Consider the following 13,968-nt stretch of genomic DNA (forward strand, 5'->3'; position numbering starts at 1 on the left):
TTTCCGACTCTACCAGACCGTTTTCCGATCCGATTTCCTCGGTGCTTTCCAGGTCTCCCGCTTATCTCGCGGTTTCCCTTTCCGGCGGTTCCGACTCTATCAGACCCTTTCGGTTCTGATTCCCGGTCAGCGGGAGTCGCCTTCCCGGCTGTTGGGCCGTTCCGACGTCTCAAACCTTAGCGGATCCGTTCGGCAGTTGCTAATCGAGCTGCCGGCCCCCGATCGAATTGAATTCGGGCACGCCGAATTCAACCCCGGAGGAGATCGTGCTGATGGTTTGTGTGCCGCTACTGCGGCGGAGGCGCTACCGGAGAACCGTTACGGCTCCGCGGCAACCCGAAGAACTCTACGGATCTGGGACGGCACTGTCAACCGCCCCTGTCAAGATCTTTTAGGCCGAACGGGCGCGGACCGTTCAGTGGACCGTTCAGTCGAGATCGCTGAGCCGGCCGCCCGCATCCGGCTGAGCGTGCTCGACGCGGCGAAGGAGCCTGGTCAGGACCTCGCCGAGGGTGGTGCGCTCCGCGGCGGAGAGGTCCTGGAGGAGATCTTCCTCGAAGACCGTCGCCATGCGCATCGCCCTCAACCACTTCTCGCGGCCCTCGGGCGTCAGCTCCACGATCACCCGGACCCGGTTGGTCTCGTCCCTCTCACGGGTCACCAGGCCCTCGGTGACCATGCGGTCGATCCGGTGGGTCATCGCGGCCGGCGTCAGGCCGAGCCGCTTCGCCAGGTCGCTCGGCCCCAGGCGATAGGGAGCGCCGGAGAGGACGAGCGCCTTGAGGACCTCCCATTCGGCGTTGCTGATGCCGAGGTCGGCGGTCTGGCGGCCGTACGCGACGTTCATCCTGCGGTTGAGGCGGGAGAGCGCCGAGACGATCTTCTCGACCTGTGGATCGAGGTCCTGGAACTCGCGCTGGTAGGCGGCGATCTGCTCTTCGAGAGTCGGCTCGCTGCCGAGGCCGGTGCCGACCGTGCCGGGGTTGTCGCCCATGGGAACAAGTATCGCACGGGGCGCGTTCGTGTTGAAGTCCTTCGATGTGTACAGTTTAGCTTCGAACTTTAGCTTCTAAGTCTTCGGTCCTAAGGGCTGAGGGCTCCTACCTGATTGAGGTGAACGTGACCAGGGCGATGGGCGCAGCGATGCGCCGGATCCACGTGGGCAACGCACTCAGCGCGTTCGGGCTCGGTTTCACCGTCCCCTACCTGTACGTCTATGTGGCGCAGGTACGGGGGCTGGGAGCCATGACGGCGGGGACGGTGCTCGCCGTCTTCGCCGTCGCCGCGCTGATCGTGCTGCCGTTCGCCGGCCGGGCGATCGTGCGGCGCGGTCCACTGCCGGTCCTGCTCGTCGCCCTGGTCACCGCCGCGCTGGGCGCGATGGGCCTGGGGCTGGCCGGCACCGCCGCCGCCGTGCTGGCCGCCGCGGCCGCGCTCGGAGCCGGGCAGGCCGTGATGCAGCCCGCGCTGGCGACGATGATCGTGGACTGCTCGACCGCGGAGACGCGCTCGCGGGCGTTCGCGACGCAGTTCTTCCTGCAGAACCTCGGGCTCGGCGTGGGCGGCCTGATCGGCGGGCACCTCGTCGACACGACGCGTGTCTCGTCCTTCACCCTGCTGTTCGGCATCGAGGCGGCGATGTTCCTGTTGCTGGCCGTGGTGATGTCGACGGTGCGGCTGCCGCGGGCCCCTCGCGTCGAAGCTGCCCCGCAGTCCGCGCGGGGCAGCTGGAAGCAGCTGCTCGGCAACCGGGCCATGGTGCAGCTGTGCGTGCTGGGCTTCGTGCTGTTCTTCGCCTGTTACGGACAGTTCGAGTCGGGGCTGGCCGCGTACGGGGTCGAGGCCGCGGGCATCTCGACGTCCGCGCTCGGGACCGCTCTGGCCGCCAACACGGCGATGATCGTGGTTGCTCAATTCGCCGTGCTGAAGTTCGTGGAGCGGCAGAAGCGGTCGCGGGTGATCGCGGCGGTGGGGCTCCTCTGGGCCGTGGCGTGGGTCGTGGCGGGGTACGCCGGGCTCGGGCACGGGAGCCGGGAGATGGCGACGGCCGCGTTCGTCTCCACGTACGCGCTGTTCGGGCTCGGTGAGGCGATGCTGTCGCCGACGCTCGCGCCGCTGGTGGCCGATCTGGCTCCGACCGGGATGGCGGGGCAGTACAACTCGGCGTTCGCCCTGGTGAAGCAGCTCGCGCTGGCCGTGGGGCCGGCGGTGGGCGGGCCGATGGGGGCTTCGCTGCACGCGCCGTACATCGTGACGTTCCTGCTGTTCTCGCTGGGGATCACCTACCTCGCGCTGCGGTTGGGGCGGCAGCTGACCGCCGTCCAGGACCAGCCGTGGCTGGTGCGCAAGCGGGTGGTGGCCCGGGGTGGGGCCGCCGTGCAGCCCGTGGCCGCGGAGGCCTGAGGCGCTCGGGGCGGATCGTGTACGCCGCACGGGGAGAGGCGGCCGTCGTTCTTGGACGATGCCCGCCTCTCCTTTTCCGTGTGCTCAGCGGACCGCGGTCACCAGGGTCGCCGTGAAGGGGAAGGTGGTCGTCGCGGCGGGGAGCTGGGCCCGGATCGTCTCGGCGGCCCGGGTGAGGGCCTCGTCGCCGCCGGTGTCGACGAGGGTCTGGCCCCAGGGGATCGAGGAGAGGTGGCCGGCGATGTAGTCGTCCAGTGGCGGGAGGTCGATGGCGAAGGTGAGGTCGCGGCGGGCCGTGGAGCGGAAGCCGGCGCTGTCGAGGGCTGCGGTCACACGGTCCGCGGCGTCGAAGGCGGCCCGGAAGCCCGCCGCGGCTTCCGGGCCGTCGTACTGCTCGAGTGCCCGGCACTGGGCCACGAAGTACGGGGAGTCGTCCAGCCGGGCCCAGAGCGTGGCGGCGAAGCGGCCTGTGGGCCGGGTGACCCGGGCCGTCTCCCGCAGGGCGGCGTCGAGGTCGGGGAAGAACTGGGCTCCCTGCTGGCAGAGGACGGCGTCGAAGGTCGCGTCGGGGTAGGGCAGGTCGTCGGCGGGGGCTGCGGTGAACTCGATGTCCGGGTAGAGGCGCGGGTGACACGCCTGGGCGATCTTGAGCATTGCCTCGTTGAGGTCCGCGCCGGCAACCCGGCCGGTGGGGCCGGCCTGTGCGGCGGCGGCGCGGGCCGCGAAGCCGGTGCCGCAGGCGAGGTCGAGGACGGAGGCGCCGGGGAAGAGGTCCACGGCGTCCACGAGTGCGGTGACGAAGGGCGCCATGAGGGGCGCGACGTAGTGTTCGTAGCGCTCGGGGGCGCTTCCCTTGAGGTGAAAGCCCGTTGCGTCTGCCATGCAGAGCTAGTAGCACCGGGGGGCGTGTTCGCCTAGGTGCCGCGCGCGGGGGAATGCGTGTTCGGCCGTTTTCCTGCGCGCCGTCGTCCCGTCGTCGGGCGTGGTCGTCCGGTCATCGGGTGCCGTCGTCCGGTGATGGGCGCGGTCGTCCGGTCATCGGTGCGTGGTCATTCCGCCGGTTTCGGCAGGACGAACTCGCACCAGACCGCTTTTCCGCCGCCCGGGGTGCGTCTGCTGCCCCAGTGGGTGGCGATGGTGGCGACGATCGCGATGCCGCGGCCGGACTCGTCCCCCGGTTCCGCGCGGCGGCGGCGCGGCAGGTGGTCGTCGCCGTCCGTGACCTCGATGATCAGTCGGCGGTCGGTGCGGCGCAGCCGGAGTCGCATGGGCGGGATGCCGTGCTGGAGCGAGTTGGCGACCAGTTCGCTGGTGGCGAGGACGCCCAGGTCGTGCAGGTCGGCGGGGAAGCGCCAGCTGGTGAGGACGCCCGAGGCGAAGGCACGCGCGCGCGGGGCCGCTTCGACTCCGCCGAGGAGCTCCAGGGCCGCGTTGCGGAACAGTTCTCCGTCGGGTCCGGTGCGGGCCGGATGCTGGAGGACGAGGACGGCGACGTCGTCGTCGTGGTCGGCGGTGACGCCGGCCGAGCGGACGAGGCGGTCGCAGACGACCTGGGGCGTGCCGGTGGCTCCGGCCAGGGCGCGCTCCAGGGCGGCGATGCCTTCGTCCAGGTCTTCGTTGCGGCGCTCCACCAGGCCGTCGGTGTAGAGGACGGCCGTGGAGCCGGGGCCGAGCGGGATCGTGCCGGAGGCGTGCATCCAGCCGCCGGTGCCGAGCGGCGGGCCGGTGGGCTCGTCGGCGCGCAGCACGGTGCCGTTGTCGTCGCGGACGAGGATGGGCAGGTGTCCCGCGGAGGCGTACACCAGCCGGCCCTCGTTGGGGTCGTGGATGGCGTACACGCAGGTGGCGATCTGGTTGGCGTCGATCTCCATGGCGAGGCCGTCGAGGAGCTGGAGCACCTCGTGCGGGGGCAGGTCGAGGCGCGCGTACGCCCGGACGGCCGTGCGGAGCTGGCCCATGACGGCGGCGGCGCGGACGCCCCGGCCCATGACGTCGCCGATGACGAGGGCGGTGCGGCCGCCGCCGAGGGTGATGACGTCGTACCAGTCGCCGCCGACCGCGGCTTCGGTGCCGCCGGGCTGGTAGGTGGCGGCGATGCGCAGGTCGTCGGGCTCTTCGAGCTCCTGTGGCAGGAGCGAGCGCTGGAGCGTGACGGCGGTCTCGCGCTGGCGGCGTTCGCTGGTCCTGAGGCGTTCGGCGGCCTCGGCGTGGTCGGTCACGTCGGTGGCGAAGATCAGGACCGCGCCTTCGCCGTTGTCCTCGGCGGCGGGGGTGCAGGTGAAGGTGTAGTGGCGGCCGTCGGGGGCCTTGCGCGACTTCAGGGTGCGGGGCTTGCCGCTGCGCAGGGCCTGGTCCAGCAGCGGCATGAGCCCGAGGTCGCGGAGTTCGGGCAGAGCATCGGCTGCCGGTTCGCCGCAGGGGCGCGCGCCGAAGGCCGCCGTGTAGGCGTCGTTGACGTAGGCGAGGCGGTGGCCGGGGCCGTGGACGAGGGCCACGAGGGCCGGGACGCGGTCGAGAACCTCACGCACCGGGAGTTCGTCGACGGCGGGCACAGGGGGCGTGCCGGTGAGCTGTTCGGCGCGGGCCGCGGGCACGGAGCCCTCGCCGCGCCGGTCCGTGGTGGTGACCGGGTGCTCGGCCCGCGCGGCGGCGCGGCGCTGTGTTCCGGGGAGCCGGGCGCTCCAGCGCGTGAAGTTCACGAATCCTTGCCTCGTGTCAGTCGTCGTCGGCCGGCTCCGGGCCCGGCCTGCTCCGGGGGCCGCGCGGCGGTGGCCGCACATTGTTGCAGCACCCGGGGTGTGGAGCTGGTGGGGACGGCCTGGTGGGTTCGGCGGGAGCCTGCGCCGGCCCGCCGGGGCTCTGGAAGGGGCGGTGAAGGGACTTGGAGGGGACGCGGAAGGGGGTCGGGGCGGTTCGGGAGCGGCTCGGGATGGGCTCGGGCGCTCGGGATCGGGCTATGAGCAGGGAGCAGTCTGACAGTGTGGCCGCCGTCCGGGCCGACATTCGTCAGACGTGGGGGCGGCCGGTGGAGTTCCTGTTTCGGTCAGGACTTTCGGTCAGGACGACCCCTTCGGGTCGTCGGAAGACTCCTCAGAAGGCTTTCCACCGGCAGCGAGTTCGAACTCCGCGCGAGGATGTTCGAGTGATCCGAGCGAGACGATCTCCCGTTTGAAGAGTCCGGAGAGGGTCCACTCGGCCAGCACCCGCATCTTGCGGTTGACGGTGGGCACGCGGCTGAGGTGGTACGCGCGGTGCATGAACCAGGCCGGGTAACCCTTGAGCTTGCGCCCGTAGACGTGGGCGACGCCCTGGTGGAGCCCCAGTGAGGCGACCGAGCCGACGTATTTGTGGGAGTACGTCTGCAGGGGTTCGCCGCGCAGGGAGCGCACGATGTTGTCGGCGAGGACCTTGGCCTGGCGGACGGCGTGCTGTGCGTTGGGTGCGGTCTCCCTGCCGGGCTCGTCGACGGTGACGTCGGGGACGGCCGCGGTGTCTCCGGCCGCCCACGCGTGCGGGACGCCGTCGACGGTCAGCTCGGGGGTGCATTTCAGCCGACCTCGTTCGGTGAGCGGGAGGTCGGTGGCGGCGAGGAGCGGGTGGGGTTTGACGCCGGCGGTCCACACGATCGTGCGGGTGGGGAAGCGGGCGCCGTCGCTGAGGACGGCGACGCGGTCGGCGCAGGAGTCCAGGCGGGTGTTCAGGCGTACGTCGATGTTGCGGCGGCGCAGTTCACTGACCGTGTAGCGGCCGAGGTCGGCGCCGACCTCGGGCAGGATGCGATCGGACGCCTCGACGAGGATCCACTTCATGTCCTCGGGCTGGACGTTGTGGTAATAGCGCGTGGTGTAGCGGGCCATGTCCTCCAGCTCGCCGAGGGCTTCCACGCCCGCGTAGCCGCCGCCGACGAAGACGAAGGTGAGGGCCGCGTCACGGATGGCGGGATCGCGGGTGGAGGAGGCGATGTCCATCTGTTCGATCACGTGGTTGCGCAGCCCGATGGCCTCTTCGACGGTCTTGAAGCCGATGGCGTGGTCGGCGAGCCCGGGGATGGGCAGGGTGCGGGAGACGGAGCCGGGCGCGAGGACGAGTTCGTCGTACGTCAGCTGCTGGGGGCCGGCGCCCTCTTCCTCGGTGGCGAGGGTGGTGAGGGTTGCGGTGCGTTTGGCGTGGTCGACGGCGGTGACCTCGCCGACCACGACCCGGCAGTGGGGCAGGACGCGACGCAGCGGCACGACGACGTGCCGGGGGGAGATGGACCCCGCGGCCGCCTCGGGGAGGAAGGGCTGGTAGGTCATGTACGGGTCGGGGGTGACGACCGTGATCTCGGCGTCGCCGCGGGCCAGTTCCTGTTTCAGCCTGCGCTGCAGCCGCAGGGCCGTGTACATCCCGACGTAGCCGCCGCCGACAACGAGAATGCGCGCACGTTCCTTCACCATCCCATGACGCACCCGGCGCTTGCGTTTGTCCACAGCCTCGACAATTTGTGTGACCGCGAGCCGGGTGGCCGAGGGGTTGGCCGAAACACCGGAGTGCGGGACAGAAGCGCAGGTCAGGTGGGGCGTATCGGAGCGCTGGAGGGGGCGCAATCGGGACGTATGCCGCTCGTACTCCGATCGGGGGTCGCTCCGTGCGGAACGTGCCCCTTCTGAATTGACTCTCTCTCAACTATGTTCGTCTGACGACGGGGTGTCAGGGGGAAGCGCTCTGCGGGTCCGCGACGGGCGGGCCCGTGGCGACCGTCCCCTGTGTTCCACGCCCCGGCTTTCGATGGCGGGGAAAGTCTCCGGGGGGAGACGTCATTACCGGGGGATTATTCATGCACATGCAGAGTTCGCATTGGTCGTCGACGGCGTCCACGTCGGCCCTCGCGCCCAGCGGCGCGGTCGGGGCGGCACTGGGCGGCGGACGCGGAGAGGGCGCGCGGACAGCGCCGCTGCGCGTGGATGCACAGCGCAACCTGGAACACGTACTGCGGGCGGCACGCGAGGTGTTCGGCGAGCTGGGCTACGGCGCGCCGATGGAGGACGTGGCGCGGCGCGCGCGGGTCGGCGTCGGCACGGTGTACCGGCGCTTCCCCAGCAAGGACGTGCTGGTCCGGCGGATAGCCGAGGAGGAGACCTCCCGGCTGACGGACCAGGCGCGCACGGCGCTCGGTCAGGAGGACGAGCCGTGGTCGGCGCTGTCGCGCTTCCTGCGGACGTCCGTGGCGTCAGGCGCCGGGCGGCTGCTGCCGCCGCAGGTGCTGCGGGTCGGCGTCGCGGAGGACGACGGGGAGAGCGTGCCGGTCGAGGCGGCCCGGGTGCCGCAGCAGCGGACCCAGCCGGGCTCCGGCGAGCTGCGGCTCGTCCCGGAGGACGGCCCGACGGCGACTGTCGACGACAACGGGGCGACGGCGCTGCTCGAGGTCGTGGGCCGGCTCGTGGAGCGGGCGCGGGAGGCGGGCGAACTGCGCGCCGACGTGTCGGTGTCGGACGTGCTGCTGGTCATCGCGACGGCGGCGCCCTCGCTGCCGGATCCGGCGCAGCAGGCGGCGGCCTCGGCGCGACTGCTGGACATCCTGCTGGAGGGTCTGCGCTCGCGGCCTTCCTGACTCGTGAGGGTGACGGTGGGCGGGGGTCCCGAGCGGCCCCCGCCCGCCGTGCACCACGGCCGGCGGACCGGGGCATGCGCATGCCGTCTACAACTCCCCTGCACAGCAGGGGAGTTGTCTCTGTCCCCTTGAGGGGGGAGACGCGGTGCCGGACTGCGACAGATCCCCACGGACGAGTGGACGGCCCGTCCGACGGGGTCCTGACCGAAAGCCAATATGGCACTCTGACCCGGTGGTCGGGACGGGTGGGGCAGGCGTCGGGAGTCTTCCGCGATGAGCGTTGACGGTCGGGACGAACAGGTGCCGAGCCAGGGCGGACGCGCGAGCGGCCGGGCGGGCGACCCCGCGGCGACCCCGCCCGACCACGCTTTCGAGGGCACGGTTCCGGCCCAGCGGGAGCGGCGGGCCGACGGCGGCGTCCTGCCGCCGCCGCGGGATCTGCCCCCCGCAGACACCGACCTGATCGGCCGGATGCGCTCGGGCGACGACACGGCCTACGAGGAGCTCTACCGGCGCCACGCCGACGCCGTGCGCCGCTACGCCCGTACCTGCTGCCGGGACGCGCACACCGCCGACGACCTCACCGCCGAGGTGTTCGCGCGCATGCTCCAGGCGGTGCGCGGCGGCTCCGGACCCGAGTACGCCGTCCGCGCCTACCTCCTCACCTCCGTACGGCGGGTGGCCGCCGGCTGGACGCGGTCGGCGAAGCGGGAACAGCTCGTGGACGACTTCGCGGTGTTCGCCGCCCGCTCCGCCCGCGCTTCGCAGATGTCCGACGACGACACGCTCGACCTGGGCGCCGACGTCCGCGCGATGCACGAGGCCGAGCAGTCCATGGCCATGCAGGCCTTCCGCTCCCTTCCCGAGCGCTGGCAGGCCGTGCTGTGGCACACCGAGGTCGAGGACGAGTCGCCGAGCGAGGTCGCCATGCTCTTCGGCCTCGACGCCAACGGCACCCGCGTGCTCGCCAGCCGTGCCCGCGAGGGCCTCAAGCAGGCCTACCTCCAGGCGCATGTCAGCGCCACGCTCACCAGCGACGAGGAGTGCGCCGGCTACGCCGACCAGCTCGGCACCTACGCCCGTCGCCGGCTGCGCACCCGCGCCGAACGGGGGCTGCGCAAGCACCTGGAGGAGTGCTCCAGGTGCCGGCTGGCGGCGCTGCAGATCGAGGAAGTGGCCGGCAGCATCCCCGCCGTGGTGCCTGTCGCGGTCATCGGGTGGTTCGGCGCGGCCGGCTACGCCAAGGCCCTCGCGCTCCTCGGCGGCGCCGGGGCGGGGGCGGCGGGCGCCGCGGCCGCCGGGGGCGGTTCCTCGGGCGGGGCGGGCGCCGGGGGCGGTGCGCCGGCCTCGGAGGCACTGGCCGCGCCCGTGAAGGCCGGCATCGCGGCGGGCGTGGTCGCGGTGGCGGCCGCCGCGGTGGCCCTCGCGCTCGTAGGCCACGACGCCCCCGCCCGGCAGCCCGAGGCACGGCCTGCGGCCTCCGCCCCCGCGCCGGTCGCGCAGCCCGAGCAGCCGACGCCCGCACCGACACGCGCGCGGCGGCCCGAGCCGCAACCGCCGGTGATCGTGCCGGCCGCCGCCCCTACGCCGACGGCCGCCTCCGAGGCGCCGGCCACCCCGGCCTCCCCGGCCCCCGCTGCCACGACCGGCCCGCCTCCCCCGACCGCCGCGGAGCCGACGCCCCCGCCCGCTCCGACACCCACCCGGACACCCCCGCCCGCCCCTCCGCCCGCCCCGGCCGTCTATCCGCTGGGCGAGCTGCCCTTCGACGTCGTCGGCGACGGGACCGGGCCCGAGATCCGGCTCCGCGGGAGCAGCTGGGTGTGGCAGCGGTCCGCGCTGTCCGTCGCTGACCAGCGGTACGCGGGCGGGGTGACCGTGCACGGCGGCTCCTCCGTCACCGTCGACCTCCACCGCGCGTGCACCGCGTACGACGCGCTGGTCGGCCTCGACGACCTGACGCTCAGACTCGGCGGGGTCGCCTTCTCCGTCTACGGCGACGGGAACCGGCTCTGGTCGTCCGGGACGGTCGGGGGCGGCGACCCGGCAGTCCCCGTCCATGTGGACCTCGCCGGCCGGACGACCGTGCGACTGGTCGTCGAACCGCGAGACGCCCTGGGCTCGGTGGCCCTCGCGGACTGGGCGGAGTCCCGGTTCACCTGCTCGTAGACGCCTGCGCGCCCTCGGTGTCACCGGCGTCCGCCGGGTCGGCGGAGGAGGCGTCGACGGAGTAGGTGTCGGCCGGGTCGGCGTACGGGGTGTCGGGCAGATCGGCGGACGGGACCGGGTGGTCGTGGACGGCCGCGGTGATCTCGTGCAGGGCGTCGTCGGACGTCATGTGGGACGCCCGGGCCCGCTCGGCCGCATGCCGCTCGGCGCCCAGGGCCTCACGGACGGCGGCCTCGGCGCCTTCGGCGCGGGCGTTCTGCGGCATGGGCCGCGGCTGGGGGTCGCGCAGACCGTCGGCGGCCGCGAGGAGCCGTGCGGCGCGCGGGAAGTCGCCGAGCCGGACCAGCAGGACCGCCGCGTCGTCCACGATCGACGACGTGACGGAGTCGGCGCACTGGTCGGCCATCGCCTGCCGCAGCGTGTCGGCGAGCATCGGCAGGGCGTGCCGAGGCCCGGCCTCGACGGCCGCGAGTTCCGCCTCGAGCATGCTCAGCGCCGCCGCGAACTGCGGTGGCGGTGTCCCCGCGCCCGCCGCCGCCCGGCCCTCGTCGCAGAGCGCTCGCGCGTGGACCGCGTCCTCCTCCACGTACAGCGCGATATGGGCGCGCAGCAGCAGGACGAAGGCACGGACGTCCGGCACGCCGTAGCGGTCGGCCGCGCTGCTCGCCTCGTCCAGGGTGGCCAGGGCGTCGTCCACGTCCCCCGAGCGGTAGGCGATCTCCGCGAGCCGGGCGATCAGGAACGGGGTCTCGGCGTACGCCCCGACCTCGTAGGCGAGCCGCAGCGCCTCGCGGTACTCCTGCTCGGCCTCAGCGAAACGGCAGCGCGCCATCTCCGCCTCGGCGGCCGCACCGCACACCTGGGCCCGCATCCAGCGGTCGCCGACGCGCAGGCTCAGCACGCGTACTTCCGCCAGGTCGTCGTCGACGCCGTGCAGCCCACCGGGAGAGTCGACGACCATGTGCGTGCGGAACATCAGGGCGCAGCCGAGCTCCCAGTCGCCGCCGTACAGCCGGCAGTTCTCGACCGCCTGGTCGAGGATTCCCCGGACGTCCACCGTGTCCCGCATCTGGAAGGCCGTGACCGGCCAGATGAGGCCGGGCATCCGCGCCGCCTGCGGGCCGCCGGGCTCGTAGCGGGCGCGCAGCCGGGCCAGGTACTCCGGGTAGCGCGGGTCCGTCGAGGTCTCGGTCGGCTCGGACTCGGACAGCAGGAACAGATGCAGCATCCGCAGGTTCGTCCGCTGCGCGGACCGGGAGCGGACGTCACCCCCGGCAGCACCCTCCGCGAGGGATTCGGCGTCGGGCTCGGCGTCGGGCTCGGCGTCGGGCTCGGCGAGGAAGATCCCGACGGGGTCGACAGAAGCCATCCGGGCCGCGAGGTCGGCGGGGAGGCCCGGGCCGACGGCACAGGCTTCAGTTTCCCGAGCGGCGGAGGTCTCCGTTCCCGGCGGCCGGAGGGAGTCCAGGACCACGCCGAGGCGCAGGGTCCGGTCGGTCCACTGCGCGCCCTCGTGCCGGTAGTTGCGCAGCCACCAGAACCAGCCCGCGGCCAGGCATACGGCGGCGGCCTCCTCCTCGTCGCCCGCCGTGAGCGAACGGTCGAGGCCCACGCGGATGTTGTCGAGCTCGGTCTCCAGACGGGCGATCCAGGAAAGCTGTTCGGCGGAACGGAGCAACGGGTCGGCACGCTCGACCAGCGCACGCACCCACGCGCGATGTCGTCGCTCCGTCGCCGCGCGGGACCGCGGCTGCTCGGCCGCGCGTTCCAGGGCGTACTCGTGGATCGTCTCCAGCATCCGGTAGCGCATGCCGTCGCCGGCCTGTCCGGCGTGCGGGGCGGCCACGACCAGGGACTTGTCCACGAGCGCTCCGACGAGCTCCGCCACCGGGCCGGTGCACACGGCCTCAGCGGCCTCCAGGTCCCAGCCGCCCGCGAACACGGACAGCTCGCGCAGCAGGGTGCGCTCGCGTTCGTCGAGCAGGTCCCAGGACCAGTCGACGACCGCCCTCAGGGTCTGTTGGCGGGGCAGGACCGTGCGGCTGCCGGAGGTGAGCAGCCGGAAGCGGTCGTCCAGGCGGTCGGCGATCTGCCGTGGGGTCAGCAACCGCAGGCGGGCGGCGGCCAGTTCGATGGCGAGCGGCAGACCGTCCAGCCGTCGGCAGATCTCCGCGATCGCCTCCTCGCTGCGCAGGGCGGTCGCCGCGTCCGGGCGGACGGCGGCCGCGCGCTCGGTGAAGAGGCGGTGCGCGTGGTCGGGGAGGAGGGGCTCGACCGGGCGGACCGCCTCGCCCGGCACTCCCAGGGGTTCGCGGCTGGTGGCGAGGATCGTGAGCCCGGGGCAGCGGGTGAGGAGGGTCTCGGCGAGGTCGGCGGCGGCGCCGATGACATGTTCGCAGTTGTCAAGGATCAGGAGATGGCTGCGCGGGGCGCAGTACTCGACGAGCAGGGCGACCGGGTCGTCCTGCGCGGGGGCCAGTTCGGTGGTCATCAGCACCGTCTCGCGCAGGCCGAGGGCGCTGACCACCGCGCCGGGCACCGCCTCCGGCCGGTCGAGCGGCGCCAGCTCGGCCAGCCACGCCTGCGGAAGCCCGGCGGCGGCTTCTTCGGCGAGACGGGTCTTTCCAGAGCCGCCCGGTCCGGTGAGCGTCACGAGACGGGCCCTGTGCAGATCGGAACGGATGGCGGCGATCTCGGGTTCCCGGCCCACGAAAGAGGTAAGCCGCGGACGGAGGTTGCCGGTGCGTTCGGGAAGCCCGGGTGGGAGCGGGGAATGGGGTCCGCGCGTCCGGCCTCCCCCGGCGCCGGACCCGGGGGCCCCCTCGGAACCCCCGGGAAGGAGGGACGCATGGGGCTGGGGGGAAGGCGCCGGTCCTGGACGGGAGACGGACCCCGGGCGGAGGGCGGACTCCGAGCGAAAAGCGGGCTCCCAGCGACGAGCCGGCTGCGGGCCATGGCCCTGCTCCGGACCTCGGCCGGGCTCTGGACCGCGGCCGGGCTCCGGACCGCGACCGGGCTCCGCGCCGCCGCTCCGCTTCGCGCCGTGGGCGGACTCCCGGTCGTCCAGGTTCAGGAGTCCGGCGTGCAGGGCGCGCAGCTGGGGGCCGGGGTCCGCGCCGAGGCCGTCTGCGAGGGTACGGCGGGCGGTCTCGTAGGCCGTGAGGGCGTCGGCGGCGCGGCCGGAGTCGCGCAGGGCCCGGATGAGGAGCGCGTGCAGCGCTTCGTCGTAGGGATGCGCGGCGGCCAGCTCCGTCAGGCGGGGCACGGCCTCCCGGGCGCGGCCGAGGAGCAGGTCCGCCTCGAGGCGGGCGCGGGACGCCTCCAGATGGAGGGCTTCCGGACGGGCGGCGGGCGTGCGGTCGGGCAGGTCGGCGAGCGCGCGTCCGCGCCACAGGGCGAGGGCGTCGTCGAGGGAGTCGGCGGCGGCGGAGGCGTCGCCCTGCCGCAGGGCTTCGACGCCCCGGCGGACCAGTCGCTCGAAGACGAAGAGGTCGACGTCGTCCTCCGTCGCGGCGAGCCGGTATCCGCCGGGTGCGGAGGTCACGGCGTCCTTGCCGACGGCGCGGCGAAGTCGGCCGATCAGGGCTTGGAGAGCGGCGGGGGCGTCCTGGGGCGGCGCCTCGGGCCAGACCTCGTCGATGAGGGTCTCCGGGGCGGTGAGACGGCCGGGGCGGAGGGCCAGGGCGGTGAGGAGGGCGCGCAGGCGTGCTCCGGGAACGGGTACGGCGACGCCCTGGTCGTCCTCGGTCTGGGTGACGCCCAGGATTCTGTACCGCACCGGGTCATTGTCGTCCGGGGCGAGGCGT

General features: G+C 73.3%; 8 protein-coding genes. 3 read left to right on the top strand and 5 right to left on the bottom strand.

Features of this window, described 5'->3' with window-relative positions:
* Positions 1–427: 427 nt before the first annotated feature.
* The gene (locus tag ACN6LD_RS13410) at positions 428–994 is read right to left on the bottom strand and encodes a MarR family winged helix-turn-helix transcriptional regulator (RefSeq protein WP_319197729.1); all 567 of its coding nucleotides are present in this window, start codon (positions 992–994) and stop codon (positions 428–430) included.
* Positions 995–1,131: 137 nt separating this feature from the next.
* Between ACN6LD_RS13410 and ACN6LD_RS13415 the strand changes: the two genes are divergently transcribed.
* A complete protein-coding gene (locus ACN6LD_RS13415; RefSeq protein ID WP_319197731.1) occupies positions 1,132–2,403 on the top strand; it encodes an MFS transporter in 1,272 nt (423 codons plus the stop codon).
* A gap of 84 nt (positions 2,404–2,487) precedes the next feature.
* Here ACN6LD_RS13415 and ACN6LD_RS13420 read toward each other — a convergent pair whose 3' ends face one another.
* From ACN6LD_RS13420 to ACN6LD_RS13430, 3 genes are all read right to left on the bottom strand, one after another.
* Entirely contained in the window at positions 2,488–3,285 is a 798-nt protein-coding gene (locus ACN6LD_RS13420; RefSeq protein WP_445043270.1) for a class I SAM-dependent methyltransferase, read from the bottom strand.
* A 167-nt stretch (positions 3,286–3,452) separates the two neighbouring features.
* Positions 3,453–5,102, bottom strand: a complete 1,650-nt coding sequence (locus ACN6LD_RS13425) for an ATP-binding SpoIIE family protein phosphatase (protein WP_445043271.1) — start codon at positions 5,100–5,102, stop codon at positions 3,453–3,455.
* Positions 5,103–5,459: 357 nt separating this feature from the next.
* Positions 5,460–6,839: an NAD(P)/FAD-dependent oxidoreductase gene (locus tag ACN6LD_RS13430; RefSeq protein WP_445043272.1), complete on the bottom strand. Its 1,380-nt coding sequence runs from the start codon at positions 6,837–6,839 to the stop codon at positions 5,460–5,462.
* A 380-nt stretch (positions 6,840–7,219) separates the two neighbouring features.
* On the opposite strand from ACN6LD_RS13430, the gene ACN6LD_RS13435 reads away from it, so the two are divergent.
* The gene (locus tag ACN6LD_RS13435) at positions 7,220–7,993 is read left to right on the top strand and encodes a TetR/AcrR family transcriptional regulator (RefSeq protein WP_445043273.1); all 774 of its coding nucleotides are present in this window, start codon (positions 7,220–7,222) and stop codon (positions 7,991–7,993) included.
* A 273-nt stretch (positions 7,994–8,266) separates the two neighbouring features.
* Positions 8,267–10,162, top strand: coding sequence for a sigma-70 family RNA polymerase sigma factor (locus ACN6LD_RS13440; RefSeq protein WP_445043274.1), 1,896 nt, complete (start codon positions 8,267–8,269; stop codon positions 10,160–10,162).
* On the opposite strand, the gene ACN6LD_RS13445 is transcribed toward ACN6LD_RS13440, so the two are convergent.
* Positions 10,149–13,940 carry an AfsR/SARP family transcriptional regulator gene (locus tag ACN6LD_RS13445; protein WP_445043275.1) on the bottom strand — a complete coding sequence of 1,264 codons (3,792 nt, stop codon included), beginning with the start codon at positions 13,938–13,940 and terminating at the stop codon, positions 10,149–10,151. The two genes, ACN6LD_RS13440 and ACN6LD_RS13445, sit on opposite strands and share 14 nt — an antisense overlap.
* Between the last annotated feature and the right edge of the window lie 28 nt (positions 13,941–13,968).

Source organism: Streptomyces sp. SAS_272 (genome assembly GCF_052543235.1).